This window comes from Pseudomonas sp. 2995-3, assembly GCF_002742565.1.
Taxonomy (GTDB): domain Bacteria; phylum Pseudomonadota; class Gammaproteobacteria; order Pseudomonadales; family Pseudomonadaceae; genus Aquipseudomonas; species Aquipseudomonas edaphica.
Window position 1 is genome coordinate 43984 of record NZ_LJSB01000125.1, and the last position, 25363, is coordinate 69346.

At 61.5% G+C, this 25363-nt stretch carries 15 protein-coding genes; 6 read left to right on the plus strand and 9 right to left on the minus strand.

Annotation, left to right across the window (positions count from 1 at the left end; translation table 11 throughout):
- Nucleotides 1–31 precede the first annotated feature (31 nt).
- The 3 genes from mscK to AOA62_RS05375 form a co-directional block, all read right to left on the minus strand.
- Nucleotides 32–3370 carry a mechanosensitive channel MscK gene (gene mscK, locus AOA62_RS05365; RefSeq protein ID WP_017138535.1) on the minus strand — a complete coding sequence of 1113 codons (3339 nt, stop codon included), beginning with the start codon at nucleotides 3368–3370 and terminating at the stop codon, nucleotides 32–34.
- Nucleotides 3371–3426: 56 nt separating this feature from the next.
- Nucleotides 3427–5169, minus strand: coding sequence for a potassium/proton antiporter (locus AOA62_RS05370; protein WP_017138534.1), 1743 nt, complete (start codon nucleotides 5167–5169; stop codon nucleotides 3427–3429).
- 261 nt (nucleotides 5170–5430) lie between these two features.
- Nucleotides 5431–7056 (minus strand): methyl-accepting chemotaxis protein, encoded by a 1626-nt coding sequence (locus AOA62_RS05375; RefSeq protein WP_017138533.1) that lies wholly within the window; start codon nucleotides 7054–7056, stop codon nucleotides 5431–5433.
- 277 nt (nucleotides 7057–7333) lie between these two features.
- On the opposite strand from AOA62_RS05375, the gene AOA62_RS05380 reads away from it, so the two are divergent.
- A complete protein-coding gene (locus tag AOA62_RS05380; protein ID WP_017138532.1) occupies nucleotides 7334–7564 on the plus strand; it encodes a hypothetical protein in 231 nt (76 codons plus the stop codon).
- Nucleotides 7561–7854, plus strand: coding sequence for a cell division protein ZapA (locus AOA62_RS05385; protein ID WP_017138531.1), 294 nt, complete (start codon nucleotides 7561–7563; stop codon nucleotides 7852–7854). Before AOA62_RS05380 ends, AOA62_RS05385 begins: the two co-directional genes overlap by 4 nt.
- Here AOA62_RS05385 and AOA62_RS05390 read toward each other — a convergent pair.
- Nucleotides 7851–9653: an acyl-CoA dehydrogenase gene (locus AOA62_RS05390; protein WP_099548068.1), complete on the minus strand. Its 1803-nt coding sequence runs from the start codon at nucleotides 9651–9653 to the stop codon at nucleotides 7851–7853. The two genes, AOA62_RS05385 and AOA62_RS05390, sit on opposite strands and share 4 nt — an antisense overlap.
- A gap of 210 nt (nucleotides 9654–9863) precedes the next feature.
- The gene (gene putA, locus AOA62_RS05395; RefSeq protein ID WP_017138529.1) at nucleotides 9864–13817 is read right to left on the minus strand and encodes a trifunctional transcriptional regulator/proline dehydrogenase/L-glutamate gamma-semialdehyde dehydrogenase; all 3954 of its coding nucleotides are present in this window, start codon (nucleotides 13815–13817) and stop codon (nucleotides 9864–9866) included.
- 460 nt (nucleotides 13818–14277) lie between these two features.
- On the opposite strand from putA, the gene putP reads away from it, so the two are divergent.
- Nucleotides 14278–15762 (plus strand): sodium/proline symporter PutP, encoded by a 1485-nt coding sequence (putP, locus tag AOA62_RS05400; protein ID WP_017138528.1) that lies wholly within the window; start codon nucleotides 14278–14280, stop codon nucleotides 15760–15762.
- A gap of 139 nt (nucleotides 15763–15901) precedes the next feature.
- Here the strand turns inward: putP and AOA62_RS05405 are convergent, their stop codons facing one another.
- A complete protein-coding gene (locus AOA62_RS05405; protein ID WP_099548069.1) occupies nucleotides 15902–16390 on the minus strand; it encodes a DUF2165 family protein in 489 nt (162 codons plus the stop codon).
- Between the two features lie 186 nt (nucleotides 16391–16576).
- On the opposite strand from AOA62_RS05405, the gene AOA62_RS05410 reads away from it, so the two are divergent.
- Together AOA62_RS05410 and AOA62_RS05415 are read left to right on the plus strand one after the other, a co-directional pair.
- Nucleotides 16577–18589 (plus strand): type VI secretion system tip protein VgrG, encoded by a 2013-nt coding sequence (locus AOA62_RS05410; RefSeq protein ID WP_099548070.1) that lies wholly within the window; start codon nucleotides 16577–16579, stop codon nucleotides 18587–18589.
- 15 nt (nucleotides 18590–18604) lie between these two features.
- Nucleotides 18605–19330, plus strand: coding sequence for a DUF4123 domain-containing protein (locus AOA62_RS05415; protein ID WP_099548071.1), 726 nt, complete (start codon nucleotides 18605–18607; stop codon nucleotides 19328–19330).
- On the opposite strand, the gene AOA62_RS05420 is transcribed toward AOA62_RS05415, so the two are convergent.
- Nucleotides 19316–20593 carry an O-acetylhomoserine aminocarboxypropyltransferase/cysteine synthase family protein gene (locus AOA62_RS05420; protein WP_099548072.1) on the minus strand — a complete coding sequence of 426 codons (1278 nt, stop codon included), beginning with the start codon at nucleotides 20591–20593 and terminating at the stop codon, nucleotides 19316–19318. The two genes, AOA62_RS05415 and AOA62_RS05420, sit on opposite strands and share 15 nt — an antisense overlap.
- A gap of 250 nt (nucleotides 20594–20843) precedes the next feature.
- Between AOA62_RS05420 and AOA62_RS05425 the strand changes: the two genes are divergently transcribed.
- Nucleotides 20844–21680, plus strand: a complete 837-nt coding sequence (locus AOA62_RS05425) for a 23S rRNA (adenine(2030)-N(6))-methyltransferase RlmJ (protein ID WP_017138523.1) — start codon at nucleotides 20844–20846, stop codon at nucleotides 21678–21680.
- 95 nt (nucleotides 21681–21775) lie between these two features.
- On the opposite strand, the gene msrA is transcribed toward AOA62_RS05425, so the two are convergent.
- Both msrA and AOA62_RS05435 read right to left on the minus strand, forming a co-directional pair.
- Nucleotides 21776–22423, minus strand: coding sequence for a peptide-methionine (S)-S-oxide reductase MsrA (gene msrA / locus AOA62_RS05430; RefSeq protein WP_017138522.1), 648 nt, complete (start codon nucleotides 22421–22423; stop codon nucleotides 21776–21778).
- Nucleotides 22424–22495: 72 nt separating this feature from the next.
- Complete coding sequence (locus AOA62_RS05435; protein ID WP_017138521.1) at nucleotides 22496–25189, minus strand: bifunctional diguanylate cyclase/phosphodiesterase; 2694 nt, start codon at nucleotides 25187–25189, stop codon at nucleotides 22496–22498.
- Nucleotides 25190–25363: the final 174 nt, after the last annotated feature.

Sequence of the window (25363 nt, forward strand, 5' to 3'; positions counted from 1 at the left end):
ATGTCCGAGCATTCTGCTGGGGATAGGGCGTTTAGTCGAGTTTGCTCGGCGGCGGTTCTTGCACGCCGCCGTCGTTGGCGGGTTTGGTCGGTGCGTCGACTTCCACCAGCTTGTATTCCTGGCCGTGAAGGTTCTTGAGGTAGACCTCCATCTGGCGGAACGAGATGTTGATGTGGTGGTTCTTGAACTCGCGGTTGATAAAGCGGTTCACCTCGTCGATCACCGGGTTGCGGTCACCCAGGTCGCGCACGTGCATGCGCAGTTCGTGGTCGAGGGTGCTTTCGCCGAAGTTGAGGAAGTACACATGGGGTTCGGGTTCTTTCAGCACGCGCGGGTTTTCACGCGCGGCCTTGAGCAGCAATTCCTTCACCAGGTCCAGATCAGAGCCGTAGTCCACACCGAGTTTCAGGGTGACGCGGGTGATGGTGTCGGTCAGTGACCAGTTGATCAGTTGCCCGGTGATAAACGTCTTGTTCGGGACAATGATGTCCTTGCGGTCGAAGTCGGTAATCGTGGTGGCGCGGATGCGGATCTTGCTCACCGTGCCCGACAGGTTGCCGATGGTGATGGTGTCGCCGATGCGCACCGGGCGTTCGAACAGGATCATGATGCCGGAGATAAAGTTGGCGAAGATCTCCTGCATACCAAAGCCCAACCCCACCGACAGCGCCGCCACCAGCCATTGCAACTTGTCCCAGCTCACGCCGAGGGTGGACAAGGTGGAGACGAAACCGACGCCGGCGATCACATAGGACAGCAAGGTGGTCGTGGCATAAGCGCTGCCTTGGGCCAGGTCCAGCTTGGACAGCACCAGTACTTCGAGCAGGCCGGGCAGGTTGCGCGCCAGGGCGAAGGTGATGCCGACGATGATCGAGGCGCCGAGCAAGTCGCCGATGCTGATCGGCACCATGCTGATATTGGCACCAGTGCCGCTGGTGTATTCGTAGAGGGTCACGTTGTCCAGGTAGGAGAACACAGTGATCAGGTCTTTCCACACCCAGTACAGCGCGGCGATAAAGCCGCCGAGCAAGGCCAGGCGGATCAGGCGCATGGACTGTTCGTTGACCTGCTCGATGTCCAGGGTCGGTTCTTCGATCACCGCTTCGCCGTCGCCGGCTTCCTTGGCGGCCTGGCGTTTGGCCAGGGCGCGGGCATAGGCCAGGCGTCGTGCAGCAACGCCGAGGCCGCGGACAAAGGTGGCCTCGATGACCAGCCAGAACATCAGCAGGTACAGCGTGTTGATCAGCCGGTCGCTGAGTTTGAGCGCGGTGTAGTAGTAGCCAAAGCACACGGCGATAAACAGCGCGACGGGCAGGGCGGTAAACACCAGGCCCACGGCCTTACGGAACAATGAGGCTTTTTCGTGGGTCGGGCTGTGCAGCAGCAGGCGACTCAGCAGCCAGGCCATCAGCGCGTAGCAGGTCAGCACCACAGCGATACCCAGCACGTCGTCGGCCAGCGCGGCCGGCTGGTGTTCGGCGATGGCCACTACGGCTACCAGCGCCAGCACCACCAGCCCGAGCTTGCGGATCCAGCCCTGGAGGAATTCGACCTGGGGCTTTTCCCAGCGGAAATGCAGTTCGGCCACGCCACCCGGCGCGAGAATCCGGTAGGCGGTGTAGAACACCAGCCACGCTTGGGCGATCAGCAGCAAGGCCGCGCCCAAGTTGGCGTTTTGCCCACGGGCGTCTATTTGCAGCGCGTAGCCGCACAATGCCAGCGCCAGGGCCACCGGCAGCGCCAGCAGGATATTCACCAGGATGGCCACCGGCGTGTGCCATTGGCTGTCGCGCTTGAAGTGGCCAATATCGAGGTGGATCTTTTTCAGGCGCGCGTACAAGGCTTTACGCCGCCACAGCAGTGCGCCAATCAAAAGCAGCAACGGCAAGAACAGCAGCGGGCGCTGGGTCAGGCCGTCATACAGTTCGCTGACGCTCGAAGCCCACGGCAGGGTGGTGACTTGCTTGGTCAGGTGGTCCGGCACGGTTTCCAGCCACTCGGTGTCCAGCGGCTTGTTGCTGGGGATCCAGAACATTTGCTCGTCGAGGGTCGCGCGCAGGTTGGTGGCGGTGCTGAGCAGTTGTTTCTGGTTCAGTTGCAGGGTGATAGATTCGTTCAGCAGCGCGCTCAGCTCACGGCTCAGGCGTTCGAGCAGGTCGCTGCGAGTGATCGCCAGTTCCAGCAAAGTGCGGCGCAATTGTGGCGTCACGTCATCCGGCGACTGATTGGCCAGCAGGCTATCCACATAGGTGCTGGGCGTACTGATCAGTTCGCGTTGCTGGTTGACCTCGAACTGGTACAGGCGAATGTTGGCGATGTCGTCCGCCAGGTTGCGGTCGACGGTAAGACGCGGCAGCGCCTGTTTTTGTTTGTAGAGGATTTTGGAGAGCAGCAGGCTGCCCTTGAGCACATTGATCTGCTCGTCCAGGGCCGAGTCGCTTTGAGTGACGGTGTCCAGTTGCTGCTTGGTCTGCAGGTTTTTCTGGGTCAGGTCATTGAGGCGATCAGTGCTTTTGAGCAGGTAGTCGGAGAGCTTGAGGTTGGCCGCGCTTTCGGTCGCGAGCAGGCTGCTGCCGCCGGCCTTTTGCGCTTCGATGGACTGCTGGGTCACGGTCTGCTGGGACTGGGCCAGGCGTTTCTGGTTGATCAGGGTTTGCAGGTCCTGGATCTCTTGTTCCAGGCGCGCGGTCTTTTCCACCACCAGGTCATGCTGGCTGTTGCCCAGGTCTTGCAGTTGGCTGTTGCCGGCCAGTTCCTGGCGGCGCAGCGGGATCAGGGCATTAAGGGCCGCAAGTTCGGCATTCAATTGGTTGCGCTGGTCGCCGCTGAGGGTTTTGCCGTTGTCTTTACCAGCCTTGAGGATCGAATTGATCTGCTGGATGCGCGTCTGGCTGCTGCTGATTTCGGTCTGGGCGCGCTCTGGACGGGTCTGGGCGGCGATGGTCAGGCTGTTGGCGTCGGCCAACTCTTTTTGCAGGTCGCCTTGCTGGGTGCTGCGCTGCACGAGCAATTGCTCAAGTTGCGGCACGGGCAGCGAGGCATAGCGTTGGGCCACGGGGACAATTTTAGTCGCCTTGAGCCGCACCAATTCACGCTGGTTGTCGGTGGTCTGGCGCGGGGCGTCTGCCAGCTGGCGCTTGAGGTCGGCCAGGCGCTGCTCGTAATCCTGCTTGTTGCCCAGGTACGTCAACGTCTGTTGCAGGATGCTCTGCAACGCCTTCATGTCGGCGTCGGGCAGCTTGCGGTCGGGCAGCTTGTCCAGGCTTTGCTGGATGGCGTCGGTGCTGGGCGGGTCGGCGGCGTAGACGTTGCCCACGCAGAGGGTCAGGCCCAGCAGGGCAGTGGCTAAAAAGGTGCGCAGTAGGGTCATGGATACCGGTCGAGCAAGGTAAAGAGGCTGGTGGCGTGGCGCCATAGCCTCGCAGTTTAGAGGAAGAGTCCAGGGCCTGGACGACTTCCTTCGGGGAATTTGACGCCGACTTTTCCGATCTTGTTCCCGTCCATGACCGCGACGGTCCAGATTGTGTTGTTCCACTCCACCTGGTCGCCGACGATGGGCGCGCCGCCGACCTTCTGGGTGATGAAGCTGCTGAGCGGCATATCCGGGTCGATGCCGTCGAGCTTAAGCCCGTACAGGGCGGAGACCGCGCCCAGCTGGGCGTCGCCTTCGAGCACGAAATCGCCGAAGAAACGCAGGTCGAGGCCGCGTTGCGGCGCCTGGCTGAACAGTTTGCCGAGGGCCGGCAGGTTGTGTTCGTGGCCGATCACGCAGAGTAAATCGTCGACTTCCAGCACCGTACTACCCGACGGATGGAGCAGTTGCTGGCCACGGAACAGTGCGGCGATGCGTGTGCCTTCGGGCATTTTCAGCTCGCGCAGGGCGGCGCCGATGCACCATTTTTCCGCGCCCAGGCGGTAGACGAACAGCTCCCACTCGCTGGTGACGTGCACTTCCAGCGCGGCGCGGGAGATGGGCGCCGGTTCCGGCGGCACGGTGACCTTCAGCAATTTGGCCACCCACGGCAGGCTGGTGCCTTGCACCAGCAGCGACACCAGCACAATAAAGAACGCCAGGTTGAAGTACAGCTGCGCGTGCGGCAGGCCGGCCATCAGCGGGAACACCGCCAGAATGATCGGCACCGCGCCGCGCAAGCCGACCCAGGCGATAAAGGCTTTTTCGCGGCCGTGGAAGGCCTTGAACGGCAGCAGGCCGACCATCACCGACAGCGGCCGCGCAAACAGGATCATCCACAACGCCAGGCCCAGTGCCGGCAGGGCGATGGGCAGCAGGTCATGGGGTGTGACCAGCAGGCCCAGCACCAGGAACATGCCGATCTGTGCCAGCCACGCCATGCCATCGAGCATATGCAAAATGCCATGACGGCTGCGCACCGGGCGGTTGCCGATCACCAGCCCGCACAGGTACACGGCGAGGAAGCCGCTGCCGTGCAGGGCATTGGTCAGGGCGAACACCACCAGGCCACCGGCGATCACCAGGATCGGGTACAGGCCGGTGGCCAGGTTGATGCGGTTGACCATTTGCAGCATCAGCCAGCCGCCGCCCAGGCCGACGATGCCGCCGATGCCGAATTCGCGAATCAGGTGAGCCAGCAAGCTCCAGTGCAGGCCGGTCTGGCCGCTGGCCAGCATGTCGATCAGGGTGACGGTGAGGAATACCGCCATCGGGTCGTTGCTGCCGGATTCGATTTCCAGGCTGGCGGTGACCCGCTCGTTCAGGCCCTTGCCGCCCAGCAGTGAGAACACGGCTGCGGCGTCCGTGGAGCCAACAATCGCGCCGATCAGCAAGCCTTGGATGATATTGAGGTCGAACAGCCAGGCCGCCGCCATGCCGGTGAGGCCGGTGGTGATCAACACCCCCACCGTGGCCAGCGACAACGCCGGCCAGAGTGCCACGCGAAAACTCGCCACCCGTGTGCGCAAACCGCCGTCGAGCAGGATCACGGCCAATGCGAGGTTGCCCACCAGGTACGCGGTTGGGTAGTTATCGAAGATGATGCCGCCGCCATCGACGCCGGCGGCCATGCCCACCGCCAGGATGATCACCAGAATCGGGATCCCTAAGCGCGAGGAAAGAGAACTCACCAGAATGCTCGCACCCACCAGCAACGCGCCGATCAAGAACAGGCTGTTGATGGTCGTTGCATTCAAAGGCAGTACTCCAGAGCGGGGAAGACGGGGCGCAAACTGACCATGCAGTCTGCGTGCCAGCGATTCTAACCTGTTGAATTGCTGTGCTGTCAAAAGATCGTTCCCACGCTCTGCGTGGGAATGCCTCGTTGGACGCTCTGCGTCCGCTGTCAATGTGTGAGCTGGCTTGCCTGCGATAGCGGTGTATCAGTCACTGGGGTTATTGACTGTTAGATTGCTATCGCAGGCAAGCCAGCTCCCACAAGGGATCACTGGTGTCAGTTAGAGCCTGAAGCGCCCCACCATCCCATTCAGGTCCACCGCCAAGCGCGACAACTCACTGCTCGCCGCACTGGTCTGGCTGGCACCCGTGGCCGACTGCACCGACAAATCACGAATATTCACCAGGTTACGGTCCACTTCCCGCGCCACTTGCGCCTGCTCTTCGGCCGCGCTGGCGATCACCAGGTTGCGTTCGTTGATCTCCACAATCGCAGTGTTGATGGTGTCCAGCGACATTCCCGCGCCTTTGGCGATGTTCAACGTCGACTCCGCACGTTCGGTGCTGTTGCGCATCGAATCCACCGCATGCTCGGTGCCGGCCTGAATGCTGCCGATCATCCGCTCGATCTCGCTGGTCGACTGCTGGGTGCGATGGGCCAGCGCGCGCACTTCATCGGCCACCACGGCAAACCCACGACCGGCTTCACCGGCGCGCGCCGCTTCAATCGCGGCGTTCAGGGCCAGCAGGTTGGTCTGGTCGGCCAGGCCGCGAATCACGTCGAGCACTTTGCCGATATCGCGGGACTCGTTGGCCAGGTCGCCAATCAAGGTGGCGGTGGCCTGTACGTCGCCGCTCATGCGCTCGATGGCGCTGACGGTTTCCTGTACCAGGTCACGGCCGTCACCGGCAGAGGTGGTGGCGTTGCGCGAGGCTTCGGAGGTGCTCACCGCGTTGCGCGCGACTTCTTCAACGGCACTGGTCATCTCGTTGACGGCGGTGGCGGCTTGCTCGATTTCATTGTTCTGCTGGGTCAGGCCACGGGCACTTTCGTCGGTGACGGCATTCAGTTCTTCTGCCGCGGACGCAAGCTGGGTCGCGGAGCCAGCGATGCGTTGCAGGGTGTCGCGCAGCTTGTCCTGCATCTTGGCCATGGCAGCGAGCAGGCGGCCGGCTTCATCGTTGCCATCAACCTTGATCGGGCGTGTGAGGTTGCCTTCAGCGACTTCTTCGGCGGCTTCCAGGGCCTGGGCAATGGGCAGCGTGATGCTGCGGGTCAGCAGCCAGGCGAACAGCAGGGTCAGCGCGGTGGCAATGATCAGCAGGCCCACTACCAGATCAAAGGCCATGTCGTATTGGTCTTTGGCTTCTTGGTTGGTGGCGTTGGCCATTTGGTTGTTGATGTCCAGCAGGCGCGTGAGCACCGCGTTGACTTGCTCGGAATTACTCAGTAATTCGGTGTTGAGCAAGGCGCGCAGCTCATCAATCTGGTTGGCGCGTGACAGGCTCTTCATGCGCTCCTCGATCTGATGGTACTGGCCGAGCAAACGTACGTATTCGTTGTAGGTGGCGCGCTCTTCGCTGCTTTCTATAAGTTTTTCGTAGACGCCTTGGGCGGCACGAATCTGCTGGTTGCGCAGCTCAAAGGCTTCCAGGGTTTTTTGCTGCACGTCCGGCTCGCGGTTGGTCAGCAGGCGGTACGACAGCACGCGCAGGCGCAGGGTCAGCTGGGTGAATTCGTCGAGGGCGCGAATGCTCGGCACGCTGGACTGGGTGATGTCTTCGGTGGCTGCGCGAATTTTGCTCATCTGGTTCAAGGCGAACACACCGAGAAACAACATCAGCGCGCCAATAAACGCAAAGCCAAGGAAAGCCCTCGGAGCGATATTCATATTACGAAGAGACATGCGGGAGTCCTGGGGAGAAGCGCGATCCGTGCGGCCATGAGACGAGGTGTGCATTGCGTATCGGCCATGCGACTAAAGTCTTAAGGGGGCGCGCGCTTTTGTCGCATCTGACGAGGGGTTGGACGGATTCAGGAACCAGATCGGGTAAATGCAGTCACTAAGGCTCGAAAGTGCGGCCCGGCCCTTAAAAAACGGGCTGCCTGCCGGGGATAACCCTGGCATCCGAGGTGAATTTTCTTTATCGTCACCGCCCTTTGAAAATGCCCGAGAAATCAAAATGTTAGAAGCATCCCTCAGCCAGCTTGAACAGCTGGTCACTGACCTCGTACAACAAAACCAAGACCTGCTCGGCAGCAATGAAGCCCTGAAGGCGGAACTGGCCCGCGCCAAGGATGAAAACGACAGCCTGCAACTGAACCTGATGGAACAGGAAGAAAAACACGGCGCCACCGCCGCGCGTATCCAGGCGCTGGTTGAGCGTGTGAGCGCAGGGCCTGTCGGCGCATGAATGAAGGGATAAAGGTCGTTTCGATTCTCGGAGAGGATTACTCGATCAAGGCGCCGCAAGGGGAGGATCAAACCCTGATGCACGCCGTGACCATGCTCAAGGCCTCCCTGGCCACCACCAAGAAAAAGTACCCGACCCTGATCGGTGACAAATTATTGGTACTGGCTGCGCTGAACCTGTGCGCCGAGCAGATCGACATGCAAAAGCATCACCAGCAGGAACTCGACCGTTACCAAGAGCAAGTCAGCGCCACGGTCGAAGTGATTTCCAAGGCGATCGGAACGCCTTAGAACCACGCGTCCTGCATGCCCAGGCACGTGTCATCGCGTGCCTCCAGAATCGCCAGTTCATGATGGCAGCTCGGTACTTCCCAGGTCAGGAAGTACCGGGCGGCCTGGAGCTTGCCTTTATAAAAGGCCACATCGGCCGCATTCCCCTTGGCCAAACCTTCCTCGGCGCGAATCGCCTGCTCCAGCCAGCGCCAGCCAATCACCGTGTGCCCGAACACCTTCAAGTACAGTGCCGAGTTCGCCAGGCTGCTGTTGACCTTGCCGTGGGCGAGATCCGTCAGCAGGCCAATCGTCACGCTTTGCAGGCGGCTGACCAATTGCTCCAGCGGTTCGCGCAGGGCCGTCAGTGAGGCGTATTCCTGAGCCCGAGCGCCGGTTTCGGCGATCAGGCGGACCAGTTGCTTCAAGCCCGCGCCGCCGTTTTGCGCGAGCTTGCGCCCGAGCAAATCCAGGGACTGGATGCCGTGGGTGCCTTCATGGATCGGGTTCAGGCGGTTATCGCGGTAGTACTGCTCCACCGGGTATTCGCGGGTGTAGCCGTGGCCGCCGAGGATCTGGATTGCCAGTTCGTTGGCCTTGAGGCAGAACTCCGATGGCCAGGATTTGACGATGGGCGTGAGCAGGTCGAGCAGTTCGTGGGCGTGCTTGCGCTCGGCTTCGGTTTCCAGCGTGGTGGTGTCGTCAAACAACCGAGCCGCGTACAGGCCCAGGTCGAAGGCGCCTTCCACATAGGCTTTCTGGGTCAACAGCATGCGCTTGATATCGGCGTGCTGGATGATCGAAACCGGCGCGGTGCTCGGGTCTTTGCTGTCAGGCAGGCGACCTTGCGGGCGTTCGCGGGCGTATTCCAGTGAATAGAGGTAGCCGGCGTAACCCAGCATCACCGCACCCATGCCCACGCCGATGCGTGCCTCGTTCATCATCTGGAACATGCAACTCAAGCCCTGATGGGGTTTGCCCACCAGATAGCCGACGCAGTTGCCGTTATCGCCGAAGTTAAGCGCTGTGGACGTGGTGCCCCGCCAGCCCATCTTGTGAAACAGCCCGGCCAGCAGCACGTCGTTACGCGCGCCCAGGCTGCCATCCTCGTTGACCAGGAACTTGGGCACGATAAACAGCGAAATGCCCTTCACCCCAGGCGGCGCGTCCGGCAGCTTGGCCAGCACCATATGCACGATGTTTTCCGACAGCGGGTGGTCGCCGCCGGAGATGAAGATCTTGTTGCCCTTGAGTCGATACGTGCCGTCGGACGCAGGCTCTGCGCGGGTACGAATATCCGACAGCGACGAGCCGGCATGTGGCTCGGTGAGGGCCATGGTGCCGAAGAAGCGGCCTTCGATCATCGGCTGCAGGAAGCGCTGTTTTTGCGCCTCGGTGCCGAAGCTTTCGATCAGGTTGGCGGCGCCCATGGTCAGGAACGGGTAGGACGTTGACGCTGCGTTGGCCGACTGAAAGTGCGCGAAACAGGCTTGGGAGAGCAGGGTAGGCAACTGCATGCCCCCGGCTTCGAAACTGCGGGCAGCGTTCAGAAAGCCCGCTTCCAGAAAAGCGTCCACGGCGGGTTTGACTTCAGGGATCAGGATCGCCTGGCCATCTTCGTAGCGCGGTTCGTTTTCGTCATTTTTGCGGTTGTGCGGCGCGAAATACTTCTCGGCAATGCTGCGCGCCGTGCTGATGGCGGCGTCGAAGGTTTCACGGTTGTGCTCGGCAAACCGCTCGCGCTGGGTCAGGCCCTCGGCATCGAGGACTTCGTACAGCTCGAAAGCCAGATTGCGGGAACTGAGCAGCGTCTCGGACATGGCGGCTTACCTTTGAAGGGAATGGCCTGAGTCTAAGTGCGCGAATAGAGGCTGGATAGCAAGATTGATTTGCGTGATGGAGGGGCAGAACGCGGGCGAAAGGTTGGATGCGGTCAATGTGGGAGCTGGCTTGCCCGCGATGAGGCCGTGCCAGCTGACATCTAAGTCACTGGCCCACCGCTATCGCAGGCAAGCCAGCTCCCACATGAGTTAACCGATGGTCATCAGGCTCGCGTTACCACCCGCCGCAGCGGTGTTAACGCTCAATGCCCGCTCGATCACCAGGCGCTCCAGCGCAATCGCCGTCTCACCTTGCGACAAGCCGTGCACCCCGACAATCGCGCCACCGCGCTGCGCCACTTGCTGGCACACCGCACGCAGTTGGTCGGAATCACCGTGGTGCACAACGGCGTCGAACACCACCTCATCCTTGGTCCAGTCAGCCACACGCTTGATCTTCGCCTGAACTTCCCTCGGCAGGCGTGGGAACAAGGCTTTGGTCAGGTCAGTTTCCGGCCATACCGCCGAGCCACCAACCGCCAATACCGCCGCCAGTTGCGTCAGCAGGTCGCCTTCCACTTCCGCCAGGCACAACACGTGCTCGCGGGGCAGGATGGCATAGCTGTTGCGCTCGCCGGTCGGGCCGGCCAGTTGGCGGGTGATACCGCTTTGCGACTGTGCGGCAAACTGGCTGCACAGGGCGCTCAGGTCGCTGAACGTGTTGCTGTCGGCCCAGGTTTTCAGGGTGGTCAGCGGTTGGCTCATGGCGTCGCGCAGGCGCACGTCCGGTGCAGCCAGCTTGTCGCCGCGCACGAAGGATTGCTCGATGGCATCCGTAGGGCGAGTCGACAGCAGGCGGTACAGGTACAGCGGACCGCCAGCTTTCGGGCCAGTACCCGACAAACCTTCGCCGCCGAACGGCTGCACGCCGACCACGGCACCAACGATGTTGCGGTTCACATAGACGTTACCGGCATGCACATTGTCGATCACCTTGGCGATGGTCTCGTCGATGCGCGTGTGCACGCCCAGGGTCAGGCCGTAGCCGGAGGCATTGATCTGGCCGATCAACTGGTCGATCTCTTTGCGCTTGTAGCGCACCACGTGCAGTACCGGGCCGAAGATCTCGCGTTGCAGCTCGTCGAAGCTTTCCAGCTCGATCAGGGTTGGCATCACGAAGGTGCCGCGCTTGATCTCTTCGCCGTCGGCGATCGCCACCTGGTACACGTTGCGGCCTTTGTCGCGCATGGCCTGGATGTGTTTCTCGATGCCGGCCTTGGCTTCGGCGTCGATCACCGGGCCGATATCCACCGACAGGCGCTCCGGGTTGCCCAGGCGGCATTCAGCCATGGCGCCCTTGAGCATTTCGATCACGCGGTCGGCCGAATCTTCCTGCAGGCACAGTACGCGCAGGGCCGAGCAACGCTGGCCAGCGCTGTCGAAGGCCGAGGAAACGACGTCGATCACCACTTGTTCGGTGAGCGCCGAAGAGTCGACGATCATCGCGTTCTGGCCACCGGTTTCGGCGATCAGCGGGATCGGGCGGCCCTGGGCATCCAGGCGACCGGCGACATTGCGTTGCAGCAGGCGCGCCACTTCGGTGGAACCGGTAAACATCACGCCTTTGACGCGATCATCACCGACCAGACGGGCACCGACGGTTTCGCCCTGGCCCGGCAGCAGTTGCAGCACGCCTTCCGGGATACCGGCTTCGAGCAGGATACGCACGGCCTGTGCGGCCACCAGTGGGGTTTGTTCGGCCGGCTTGGCCAGTACCGGGTTACCGGCGGCCAGTGCAGCGGCTACTTGACCGCTGAAGATTGCCAGCGGGAAGTTCCACGGGCTGATGCAGACCACTGGCCCGAGGGGGCGGTGGGCATCGTTGGTGAAATCGTTGCGCGCCTGCACCGCGTAGTAACGCAGGAAGTCCACGGCTTCGCGCACTTCGGCGATGGCGTTGGCGAAGGTTTTGCCGGCTTCACGGGCCAGCAGGCCCATCAGCGGCTGGATCTCGCCTTCCATCAAGTCGGCGGCGCGCTCCAGGATCGCGGCACGTTCGGCAGGCGGGGTGGCCTGCCAGATCGGGCCGGCGTTGATGGCGCACTGGATCGCGTTGTCGACGTCTTCGACGGTGGCTTCCTGTACATGGCCCACCACATCACGCAGATCGGACGGGTTCAGCACCGCTGCAGCGGCTTCATTACTGGAAGCGCAGCCCAGCATCGGCGCGGCTTTCCAGTTGTTGTGCGCGGTGGCCAACAGTGCGCAAGACAGCGACGCCAAGCGATGTTCGTTGGCCAGGTCGATACCGGCCGAGTTGGCGCGGTCGCTGCCATACAGGTCACGCGGCAGCGGGATACGCGGGTGCGGCAGGCCGAAGCCGCCTTCCAGCGTGGCCATCTGCTCGATGTTGGCCACTGGGTCGGCCACCAGCTCCTGAATCGAAATGGTATGGTCGGCAATGCGGTTGACGAATGAGGTGTTGGCGCCGTTTTCCAGCAGGCGACGCACCAGGTACGCCAGCAATGTTTCGTGGGTGCCGACCGGAGCGTACACGCGGCACGGACGGTTCAGCTTGCCCTCGGAAACCTTGCCTACAACCTGCTCGTACAGCGGTTCGCCCATGCCGTGCAGGCACTGGAACTCGTACTGGCCGGGGTAATAGTTTTGACCGGCGATATGGTAAATGGCCGACAGCGTGTGGGCGTTGTGCGTGGCGAACTGCGGGTAGATGACTTCCGGCACCGACAGCAGTTTGCGTGCGCAGGCAATGTAGGAAACGTCGGTGTACACCTTGCGGGTGTACACCGGGTAGCCTTCCAGGCCTTCGACCTGGGCGCGTTTGATTTCGCTGTCCCAGTACGCGCCTTTTACCAGGCGGATCATCAGGCGATGGCGGCTGCGGCGTGCCAGGTCGATCACGTAGTCGATCACATACGGGCAACGCTTCTGGTAGGCCTGGATCACGAAGCCGATGCCGTTCCAGCCGGTCAGTTGCGGCTCGAAGCACAGGCGTTCCAGCAGGTCGAGCGACAGCTCCAGGCGGTCGGCCTCTTCGGCGTCGATGTTCAGGCCGATGTCGTATTGCTTGGCCAGCAAGGTCAGCGACAGCAGGCGCGGGTACAGCTCGTCCATCACGCGCTCGTACTGCGCACGGCTGTAACGCGGGTGCAGTGCCGAGAGTTTGATGGAGATGCCCGGGCCTTCATAAATCCCACGGCCGTGGGAGGCTTTGCCGATGGAGTGAATGGCTTGTTCGTACGAGGCCAGGTACTTCTGGGCGTCGTGTTCGGTCAGCGCGGCTTCACCGAGCATGTCGTAGGAATAGCGGAAACCCTTGGCTTCGAACTTGCTCGCATTGGCCAGGGCTTCGGCGATGGTTTCGCCGGTGACGAACTGCTCGCCCATCAGGCGCATGGCCATGTCGACGCCCTTGCGGATCATCGGCTCGCCGCTCTTGCCGATGATGCGGCTCAGGGACGAGGTCAAGCCCGCTTCGTTATGGGTGGCAACCAGTTTGCCGGTCAGCAGCAAGCCCCAGGTGGCCGCGTTAACGAACAGCGATGGGCTGTTGCCCAAGTGCGGCTGCCAGTTGCCGGTGCTGATCTTGTCGCGGATCAGCGCGTCGCGGGTGCCCTTGTCCGGGATGCGCAGCAGCGCTTCGGCCAGGCACATCAGCGCTACGCCTTCCTGGGACGACAGGGAGAATTCTTGCAGCAAGCCCTGAACAATACCGGCACGGCCGCCAGCGCTTTTTTGGTTGCGCAGTTTTTCGGCAATCGAGGCGGCCAGCTTGTTGGTGGCCTCGGCCATTGGCTGCGGCAGGCGCGCCTGCTCGATCAGCATCGGCACCACTTCCGGCTCCGGGCGGCGGTAAGCGGCGGTGATCGAGGCGCGCAATACCGATTGCGGCAGAATGCTTTCGGCAAACTCCAGGAAGCACTGGTGGGCGTGGTCAGGTTGCACTTCGCCGGCGTCTTCAGCGTCCTTGCTGCCCGAGCCATTGAGCTCGGTCAGGGTTGCACCACCCTCGAGTTTCTCCAGGTAATTGAAAATCGCCTGCTTGATCAGCCAGTGCGGCGTGCGATCAATGGAGGTCGCGGCTGCCTTGAGGCGTTCGCGGGTCGGGTCGTCGAGTTTGACCCCAAGGGTGGTCGTTGCCATCTTTTTATCCTCATGGGTGCCACTACCGAGTGGCATCTGCTGGCGGCAAGATTAGCTTTGCGCATGCAGAGGTGCAACCGGGTGCAACCCAAATTGTTCAGGAATTTTTCGATCGTGATCGGGAAAAATTCCGGCCCTCGACGGAATACGCTGCGTCTTGGTGCATTTACTTCTAAAATCGGCTGTTCTTGCTCCGAAAAGGAGCAAAAACCCGGTATTTACGCGAAAACATATCGAGGTGCAACTTAATCTCAAGAAACTGGTTGCACCTTATTTACTTTGTTGAATAGCATTCGCGCCCAAGGTGCAACCACTCGCAAGGGTCGGTTCATCGGCTGGCGGCTTTCCTGGGGAAACGCCAGTCATAAATGCGCGGCTCGCCGTATCGTCTACCCGTTACCAATGGGTGGCCGTCTGCCAGACCGCTGCTACATAAAAACAAAGCCAGGGCGTCACTCCTATGAGCGTTAGCAATCCAACCCTGATCACATTCGTGATCTACATCGCAGCAATGGTGCTGATCGGCTTCATGGCCTATCGCTCCACCAACAACCTTTCTGATTACATCCTCGGCGGTCGCAGCCTCGGTAGCGTGGTCACGGCCTTGTCGGCCGGTGCCTCGGACATGAGCGGCTGGTTGCTGATGGGCTTGCCGGGCGCGATCTACATGTCCGGCCTGTCGGAAAGCTGGATTGCCATCGGCCTGATCGTCGGTGCCTACCTCAACTGGCTGTTCGTGGCCGGTCGCCTGCGGGTGCAGACCGAGCACAACGGCGACGCCCTGACGCTGCCGGATTACTTCTCCAGCCGTTTCGAAGATAAAAGCGGCCTGCTGCGGATCATCTCTGCGGTAGTGATCCTGGTGTTCTTCACCATCTACTGCGCGTCCGGCATCGTGGCGGGCGCCCGTCTGTTTGAAAGCACCTTCGGCATGTCCTACGAGACCGCGCTGTGGGCCGGTGCTGCGGCGACCATCGCCTACACCTTCGTGGGTGGCTTCCTGGCGGTCAGCTGGACCGACACTGTGCAAGCTACGCTGATGATCTTCGCGCTGATCCTCACGCCAATCATCGTGCTGCTGGCCACCGGTGGTGTCGACACCACGTTCCTGGCGATCGAAGCCAAGAACCCCGACAACTTCAACATGCTCAAAAACACCAGTTTCATCGGCATCATCTCGCTGATGGGCTGGGGCCTGGGTTACTTCGGCCAGCCGCATATCCTCGCGCGTTTCATGGCGGCGGATTCGGTGAAGTCGATCGCCAAGGCGCGTCGCATCTCCATGACCTGGATGATCCTGTGCCTCGCCGGCACCGTGGCGGTGGGCTTCTTCGGTATTGCTTACTTCTCCGCGCACCCGGAAGTGGCCGGTCCTGTCACCGAGAACCACGAGCGTGTGTTTATCGAGCTGGCCAAGCTGCTGTTCAACCCATGGATCGCGGGCGTGCTGCTGTCGGCCATCCTGGCGGCGGTGATGAGCACCCTGAGCTGCCAACTGTTGGTGTGCTCCAGCGCGCTGACCGAAGACTTCTACAAAACCTTCCTGCGCAAAAACGCCTCCCAGGTTGAGCTGGTGTGGGTGGGTCGCGCGATGGTGCTGTTGGTGGCCCTGATCGCCATCGCCATGGCCGCCAACCCGGACAACCGCGTACTGGGCCTGGTGAGCTACGCCTGGGCAGGCTTCGGCGCTGCGTTCGGCCCTGTGGTGCTGATCTCGGTGATCTGGAAAGGCATGACCCGTAACGGCGCACTGGCCGGTATTCTGGTCGGCGCGATCACCGTGATCGTGTGGAAGCATTTCAACCTGCTGGGCCTGTACGAAATCATCCCGGGCTTTATCTTCGCCAGCCTGGCGATCTATTTCGTGAGCAAGATGGGCGCACCGACTGCGGGTATGGTCGAGCGTTTTGATGCAGCGGAAAAAGACTACAACCTCAACAAGTAACTCGGTGGGCGGTAAGCGCCAATTGCGTTAGAAAAAAGGCTCGCATCCTTAGGATAGCGGGCCTTTTTTTGATCGTTTTGATCGTTCCCATGCTCCGCGTGGGAATGCCACCCCGTACGCTCCGCGTCCCGCTGTCAGTTCAGCCAGCATCCGGCTGATTGAGAAAAATCAGCACGCCCAGGATCGCCATGTAGAACTTGAATGCCGCTTCCTGGCCGTTCCACTGATGGGACTGCCACATCAGAAACCACTCACCGCCGACCACCATAAAGCCAAAAAACCACACCACAAAGCCGAGGGTCAGGCCGGCTGTTGCACCTGCCTTGGCGCGGTTGAATTCGCTCCCGCCTGCATGCCGCGCGCGCCATAGCGATAGCGCGCCCCGCGCCAGCAGTACAGCGGTGAGCGCCTCGCCGAGAATGATCAGCACGTAGGCCGCGTGCCACATCCACGGCGTCGTGATTGCCCGATACATGGCGGCGTTGTTCGGGAAGGTGGTGTCCATGCTCAACACATGTTGGACGAAGGCGAAGTTGGAGCCGTAGTCCGTGATGTTGTTGAACGCAACCAGGGTGGCGAAGGCGGCGAGGGCCAGGGTCAGGATGATTTTTGCGTAGCGGGTGGCCATGCTTTTTCCAGTGATCCGGTGAGGAGGAGCTATTACGCTAGCACGGCCTTGGCGTGCCTTCGACGCCAGATACATGAAGAATCCGGCACCCAGGGTGTAGGAGCTTACTGATTTGTCTGTGGTGTGCTCTGGTGGGTGAAAAGCTGGTGCAGAATCGCTCGCCCACCCCTTGCGGAGAGACACCGGATGTTTGCTCTTGCCAATCAAAGTGCCTTTAACCTGACCCTTGATGGGCAGCCCAGTGAACTCAAGGTTCGAGGGTTTTCGGGTGATGAATTTATCAGCCTGCCTTTTCGTTTTGACCTTGAGTTGGTGAGCGAACAACCCGACCTGGACCTCGATAGCCTCCTGCACCGTCAGGCGTTCCTGGGGTTTGATACGCAAGGGCACGGCGTTCATGGCCAGGTGTACCGGGTGGCGCAAGGCGATTCCGGCAAGCGCCTGACCCGTTACCAGATCACCCTGGTGCCGCAGTTGGCTTACCTGGAACACAGCACGCACCAGCGGATCTTTCAGAAAAAAACCGTGCCGCAGATCATTGCGCTGGCACTGGAGGCACAGGGTATCCAGGGTGATGCCTTTGCGTTTCAGCTGAGTGGGCAATACCCCGAGCGTGAGTACTGTGTTCAGTTCGGCGAAACCGATCTGGCGTTCATTCAGCGCTTGTGCGTGGAGTCGGGCATTCACTATCACTTCCAGCACAGCCCCGAACGCCATCTGTTGGTGTTTGGCGATGACCAAAGCGTGTTCACCCAGCCAGACCAAGCCACTCCCTACTCGGCCGGTTCCGCCATGGTGGCCGGGGCCCCTGCGATCAAGCACTTCATCCTGCGGTTGGAGACCCGCACCACCGGCGTAAGCGTGCGCGATTATGATTTCAAAAAGCCCGGTCTGGTCCTGGAAAGCGCGGCATCCAGCGGGCAACAGCCTGTGCTGAATGAGCAGTACTACCCTGGGCACTTCACTGATCGAGCCCATGGCAAGTACTTGGCGCAACGGGTGCTTGAGCGTCATCGCAGTGACTTTCGCCAAGCCAGCGGCAGTGGTGACCAGCCGGCCTTGTCCACTGGGCAGTTCCTGAAGATGACCGGGCACCCTCGTCCGGAATGGAATAATTTGTGGTTGGTTACCCGGTTGTACCATTCAGGGCAACAGCCTCAGGTCCTTGAGGAATCTGCGCCTGACACTTATGACGATGGCGTCTCCCCCGGCTACCACAATGAGTTTGTCGTCACACCTTGGGATGTGCCGTTTCGAACGCCGCTGATCATGTCCCGCCCGCAAATATCGGGCTACCAGAACGCAGTGGTCACCGGGCCTGCCGACGCTGAGGTCCATTGCGACGAATACGGTCGCGTCAAAGTGCAGATGGCCTGGGATCGCGACGGCGAACACAACGAGTACTCCAGTTGCTGGCTGCGGGTAGCCAGCGGCTGGGCTCACGACCGTTACGGTGCGGTGCTGATCCCGCGGGTCGGCATGGAGGTGCTGGTGGGCTTCGTCAATGGCGACGTGGATATGCCGCTGGTGATGGGCTGCCTGCCCAACGCGGCGAATCTGTTGCCCCTTGACCTGCCGGCGGAAAAGACCCGCAGCCTGTTCCGAAGCCAAAGCACCCCGGGCGGCGGAGGTTACAACGAGCTGCGTATCGAGGATCGCAAGGGCGCCGAGGAGATTTACCTGCGTGCCCAGCGCGACTGGACCCAGCACGTCTTGCATGACCAACACGTCCAGGTGGATAACCAGCGTCGGATCAAGGTGGGCGGCGAATCCCACCATGAGCTGCTGGGTGAAGAGCAGCGCATCACCCATGGCAATCGCCTCGCGGAACTCAAGCAGGATGATCATCTGGTCGTCGCTGGCTCGCAGCAGGTGCGGGCCGGGCGGACCATCCAGATCGGCGCCGGGCAAAGCGTGGTCATCGATGCGGGCGCCAGCGTGACAATCCAGGCCGGAGGGCAATCGATCACGCTGTCGGCCGCCGGAATTTTCAGCAGTGTGCCGATCCAGGTTGGCGGTGCACCCGCTGCCGTGCCGATGCCGTTGATGCCGGGTCTTACCGAAACGTTGTCAGCGGCTGTTGCTGCACCACTCAGTGGCGTACAGGTTGCCAGCCTCAAGCGCAGTGCGCCGTTTTGCGAGGAGTGTGAGCGCTGCAAGAACGGCCAGTGTGATATTCCCGGACACTCTCACCCTTAAATGGAATTTATCCCGATGTTTCAGTCCATGGTTCCCAGCGCCTGGCTCGCACAGTGGCCACTACAACCCGAGGAGCGCCTCTACGCAGTGTTGGGCAGCGCCAGCGAAGCCAGGCCGCTTAATGCATGGCAAACCCTGGCACCGAGGAAATTGCCGCATTCGATATGGGCCGGTACGGCTTACGCCGAATGGGTCGACGTCATGCCTTATGTGGGCATTGTTGAGCCGGGCAGTGCCTTCCTTGATTGGGTCGCCAGCGCCGAGGCAACGGACTGGGGTTGGCTCGCGGTCTCGTCCAGCCCGCCGGAGACGGTGGCTGCGCACCTGCAAGGCCTGACCAAAGTGTGGTTGCCGGATGAGCAGGCGGTGTTTTTGCGTTTTTGGGATGGCGCTCAGTGGCTGCCCATTCTGCAGAAGCTCGGCGATGAGGCCGCACGCGTGTTGCCGGTGTTTCAGCGTTACCTGATCAATGGCCAGCCGCTGGCCGTCAGCACCGGCCCGGCCACGGCAGCCAAGGCCAGCCCATGGTGGCAAGTGCCGGCGTCGCTGCTTGAGCACTTGGCCGAGCACTCGCCGCAGGTGCTGATCGGCAACCTGCTGCAATGGCTCGAAGAACAGCGCCCGGACCTCTACACCGCGCTCAGGCCTGCGACCTTGCGGCACAAGGTCGCCTACTTTTCGCGCAGGCCCGACGTCAGCCCTCAAGCGCTGGCGGATTATCTGGCTTCAGAGTTGAGTTGAAGCCAGGGCCTGCTGCAGGTCCTCGATCAGGTCTTCAATCGCCTCGATGCCGACCGACAGGCGAATCATCTCCGGCTTCACGCCGGCCTTGGCCTGTTCCTGCTCGTTCATCTGCCGGTGAGTGGTGGACGCGGGGTGGCAGGCCAGGGATTTGGCATCGCCAATATTCACCAGCCGCTTGAAGATTTGCAGCGCATCGTAGAAACGCACGCCGGCGTCATAGCCGCCCTTCAAGCCGAATGACAGGATCGCCGAGGGTTTGCCCTGCATGTATTTCTGCGCCAAGGCGTGGTGCGGGTGGTCCGGCAGCCCGGCGTAGCTGACCCACTCCACCTCGGCGTGGCCTTGCAGGAATTGCGCAACCTTCAGCGCGTTTTCGGTATGGCGCTCCATGCGCAAGGCCAGGGTTTCCAGGCCTTGCAGCAACAGAAATGCATTCATCGGCGCCAGCGCAGCCCCGGTGTTGCGCAACGGCACAGTGCGGGCGCGGGCAATGAAGGCGGCGGGGCCGAACTTTTCCGTGTAGACCACCCCGTGGTAGGCCGGCTCCGGTTGGTTGAGGCCGGGGAATTTTTCCGGGTATTGGGTCCAGGGGAAGGTGCCGCTGTCGACGATCACACCGCCCAGGGAGTTGCCATGGCCGCCCACGTATTTGGTGACCGAGTGCACCACGATGTCGGCGCCGAACTGAATCGGCTTGCACAGGATCGGCGTGGCCACGGTGTTATCCACCATCAGCGGTACGCCGCGCGCATGGGCGACATCGGCCAGGGCTTCAATGTCGATAATATTGCCTGCCGGGTTGCCGATGCTTTCGCAGTAGACCAGCTTGGTGTTGTCGTCGATCAAGTCGGCGATGGCCTGGGCAGAGTCGTCGCGGGCGAAGCGCACGTCGACGCCAAAGCTTGGCAGCAGGTGGGCGAACAAGGTGTAGGTGCCGCCGTAAAGCTGGGGCGTGGTGACGATATTGTCGCCCGCACGGGTGAGGGTCTGGATTGCATAGTGGATTGCCGCGCTACCGGCCGACACGGCCAGGGCGGCGATACCGCCTTCAAGGGCGGCAATGCGCTGCTCCAGCACGTCGTTGGTAGGGTTCATGATGCGTGTGTAGATGTTGCCGGGCGCGTCCAGATTGAACAGGTCGGCGCCATGCTGGGCATTATCGAACTCGAAGGCGACGTTCTGGTAGATCGGCACGGCGACGGCCTTGGTGGTCGGGTCCGACTTGAAGCCGTGGTGCAATGCAATGGTGGCGTCTTTCATGATGCGGGTTGACCTCCTTGGATTCCAGGGTTGCCCCCAAGCAATGTGGGGGCTGGCTTGCCTGCGATGCCAGCACCGCGGTGTATGGGTAATACCGCGGTGATGCCATCGCAGGCAAGCCAGCTCCCACAGCAGCCATAGATTGTTTTCGGCAGTGCGCCTGCCTTTGCGACATAAGCACCGCCCGACACGCAGCCCTGCACCTTTGCCGCCGTAGAAGGTAAACTTCGCCCCCTGCGCAGGAGCAACCATGAATTATCGTCACGCCTTTCACGCCGGCAACCACGCCGATGTCTTCAAACACCTGACCTTGACCCGCCTCATCGCCCTGATGTCGCGCAAGGAGCAGCCGTTCGCCTACCTCGACACCCACGCCGGGATTGGCCTGTACGACTTGCAGGGCGACCAGGCCAACCGCACCGGCGAATACCTGGAAGGCATTGCGCGCCTGTGGGGCGAAAGCGACCTGCCGCCACTCACCGCCGACTACATGCGTGTGCTGCACGAGATGAACCCGGACGGCCAGCTGCGCTACTACCCAGGCTCGCCGGAGCTGGCGCGCCGCCTCACGCGGCCCCAGGACCGTGTATTGCTCAATGAGAAGCACCCGGAAGACGGCGTGCTGCTCAAGGACAACATGAAAGGCGATCGCCGGGTCAAAGTGCACTTGGGCGAAGGCTGGCATGTGCCACGTGCTTTGCTGCCAGTGCCGGAAAAACGCGCGTTGATGCTGATTGATCCGCCGTTTGAACAGCTTGATGAGATGCAGCGCTGCGCAGCGTCCCTCAAGGAAGCGGTCAGCCGCATGCGCCAGACCGTCGCGGCGATCTGGTACCCGGTGAAGGACCAGCGCATGCTGCGGCGTTTCTATCAGGACCTGGCCGGCACCGGCGCGCCGAAGCTGCTGCGTGTGGAATTGCTGGTGCATCCGTTGGACACGCCCAACACCCTGACCGGCTCGGGCCTGGCGATTGCCAACCCGCCGTGGGGGCTGGAGGAGGAGCTGCGTGAGCTGCTGCCGTGGCTGTCCAAGAAACTTGGTCAGACCCAGGGTGGGTGGCAGATGGATTGGCTCATCGCTGAGTAATGAGTCGCCTGTCGGAACGCTATCGCGGGCAAGCCGGCTCCCACATTCGGAATGCATTCCAAGGTGGTGCGGGCTTGCCCGCGATGCTTTTGGCGTCAGATAGGGCAGGTCACGCCGGTACCGCCGATGCCGCAATAGCCTTGCGGATTCTTCGCCAGGTACTGCTGGTGGTACGCCTCGGCGAAATACACCGTCGGGGCTTGTTCGATTTCAGTCGTGATCACACCCAGGCCCGCCTTGTTCAATTCAGCCTGATAGGCGTCGGCGCTGGCCTTGGCCGCTTCCAGATGCTCAGGTTTCACCGCGTAGATCACCGAGCGGTATTGGGTGCCGATGTCGTTGCCCTGGCGCATGCCCTGGGTGGGGTTGTGCAACTCCCAGAACATTTTCAGCAGTTCTTCATAGCTGATCTTGTCCTGGTCAAACACAACCAGTACCACCTCGCTGTGGCCGGTCAGGCCCGAGCAGACTTCTTCGTAGGTCGGGTTCGGCGTGTAGCCACCGGCGTAACCGACCACGGTGCTGACCACGCCGTCGCGCTGCCAGAACCGCCGTTCGGCACCCCAGAAGCAACCGAGGCCGAAGATTGCAAACTCTACGTTGTCGACAAAGGGGCCAAGCAGCGGGTTGCCGTTGACGAAGTGGGTTTCGGGCAGGTTCATCGGCGTTTCACGGCCAGGCAAAGCTTGTTCTTGAGTCGGCAGCACGTTTTTGTTCACCAGAATTTCCGAGCGCAAGACCATGATCAGTCCTCTCAGTCAGATTGAGTTATGTATTAAGACAGACAGCCAGTGTGCCCGAGTGTTACAGCGCTGTCAGGCGATTGGCCCGCGCGGATAGCGTTTAAGCTTTTCCAACAACTCTGCGCCGGGGATCGGCCGGTCGAACAGGTAGCCCTGGCCCACATCGCAGCGATGGCGGCGCAGGAACGCCAGCTGTTCGGCCGTCTCGATGCCCTCGGCCACTACCTTGAGCTTGAGGTTATGGGCCATGGCGATGACCGCCGAGGTGATCTCCATGTCGTCCTGGTTGTCCGGGATTTCGTGGATAAAGCTGCGATCGATCTTGATGATGTCGATGGGGAATTTTTTCAGGTAGCTCAGCGACGAGTAGCCGGTGCCGAAGTCGTCCATGGCCAGGGTCAGGCCGAAGCTCTTGAGCTGGTCGAGTTGAAGGCGCGTGTCTTCGGTGGCTTCGAGCAGCAAACCTTCGGTCAACTCCAGCTCCAGCAGGTTGGCCGGGAGTTGTTCTTCCTTGAGGATGGTGGCGATCGACGCCACCAGGTCCGGGTCGGAGAACTGCTTGGGCGACAGGTTGATCGCCACCTGCAGATTGCCCATGCCGCCTGCGCTCAACTGCTTGCTCATGCGGCAGGCCTGGCGCGCGATCCATTTGCCGATGGGGATGATCAACCCGGTTTCTTCGGCCACGCTGATGAACTGGTCCGGGCGGATCATGCCCTTTTCCGGGTGATTCCAGCGCAGCAGCGCTTCCATGCCCAGCAAGCGGCCGCTGCGCAGGCACAGTTTGGGCTGGTAGAACACGTCCAGCTCGTTTTGGGTCAGGGCGCGGCGCAGGTTGTTTTCCACGAACAGCTTGTAACTGGCCTCGGCGTTCAGGGCCTCGGTGAAGACCTGCACCTGATGTTTGCCGTTGGCCTTGGCCTTGTGCAGGGCCAAACCGGCGTTACGCATCAGGGTCTGTGGGTCGCGGCCGTGCAGTGGCGCGCAGGCAAGGCCCACGGAGCCAGTGACGCTGATCAACTGGTTGTCGACAAACATCGGCTTGTCGAGGGTGGTCAGCAATTGGCTGGCCACCTGTTGGCCGGTCTCAAGGTCGGTGTCGTCCAGCAACACCGCAAACTCGTTACTGGCAAAACGCGCCAGGCTGCCACCGGCACTCAGGCTGTTGCGCAGGCGCCGGGCCAGGCTGATCAGCAGTTTGTCACCGGTCTGGTGCCCGAGGCTGTCGTTGATGCGCTTGAAGTTGTCGATGTCCACCAGCAGCAGGCTGATCGGGCTGTCGCTGTCGCGGGCGAAGCGTTCATCAAGGTTGCGAATAAACGCCGGGCGGTTGCCCAGGTTGGTCAGGTTATCGGTGTAGGCCAGGCGCTCGATACGCTGCTGCGCGAGCTTGGTCTGGGTGATGTCTTCGTAGATGCCGATGTAGTGGGTCAACTCACGGTTGTCGCCATACACCTTGGAGATCGACAGCTGGCCCCAATAGGGTTCCAGGTTTTTGCGCCGGCTCTTGAATTCACCCTGCCAGCTGTTGCTCTTGGCCAGGCTCGACGGCGCGTCGAACAGCAGTTCGCTGAGGTTTTCCAGGGCCGGCAACTGCGCCAGGCGGTGGCCGTGGACTTCTTCGGCACTGTACTGGGTGATCGCGGTAAAGCTTGGGTTGACGTACTCCACCACGCCGTCGCAATTGACCAGCAGAAAGGCGTTGGCGCTTTGTTCCACCGCGCGCTGGAACAGGTGCAAGGCGCTGGTGGCGGTGCGGCGGTTGTGGTTATTGATCACTTGCGCGAACTGGTCCGCCAGCTCGCCGGCAAAGGCGATCTCATCCGACTGCCAGGCACGCGAGCTGCCACTTTGCTCCAGGCACAACACACCGACGACCTGGCCATCTACGCGGATGCTGGCGTCGAGCATGGCGTGGACGTCCTTGGCGCGCAGGCTCTCGGCCATTTCCCGGGTGCGCGGGTCACGCATCGCGTGGGTGGCGTCGATGGCACGGCTCGAATGCAGGGCTTCCAGGTAATCCGGGAAGTTGCTGGCGTCAATCGCTTCGGGCAAGTGGTGCTGCTGGTCTTCGCGGTGGTAGGCCGAGATCGGCACCAGGCGCTGGCCTTCGAGGTTCCAGATGCTGGCGCAGTCGATCTGGTAGATATCGCAGGCACTGCGGGTGATCAGCTCGGCGGCTTCTTGCAGCGAATTCGGCGTGGTGTAGCGCTGGCGCGCCAGCAGCAGGATCAGCTCCTGTTGGGCGCGTACCCGTTCAAGGTGCTGCAGCTGTTCCTGCTGGGCACGCTGGTTGAGTTCCAGGGCGATCTGCAGGCGGCTGTTCTGGTTTTCCAGGTCGGCGGTCGGGGCGGCGGTGGGGATTTCGCTGAACAGGCCGTCGACCACCATCAGGTAGCCGCGCAACAGGTGGCGATTGTGTTGTTTATACGCCTCGCCCATCTCCAGCAGGCTCAAAGGCCCATCGTTGGTGTGCAGGGTGTAGCGCACCAGGTAATGCGGGCTATGGGCCAACTGCTGCTGGATGGTGTCGTGCAGTTGATAGCGCGCCTGGGGTTCCATCAGGCTGGCGTAGGGGGTGCCGATCAAGGCGCACAGTTCCACCGCCGGCAGGCCGAATTGGCGCTCGCAATTGGGGTCCAGGTACAGCAGCGCCCAGCTTGCCTCATTAAGCCGCTCGAAACGCAGCATACCGAGGCGCGAAGGCACCGGTAATTGCGTCACTACCTCGGCCGCCATACGGGCGACATCGGGTTGGCTTTTCATGGGGGAAACTCGCTTGGGAAGATGCGCACGGCGCCGGGCTCACGCCCTCTTTACTGTCACCTGCGGCAAGGTTGCATCATGCAGCACGCACTGACAAGAGAGGATGAAGGCTAAGTGCTATAACCCTGTTATCGGCCGCGTGGGGGATTTCTGCAATCGGGGTGATGGAAGGTG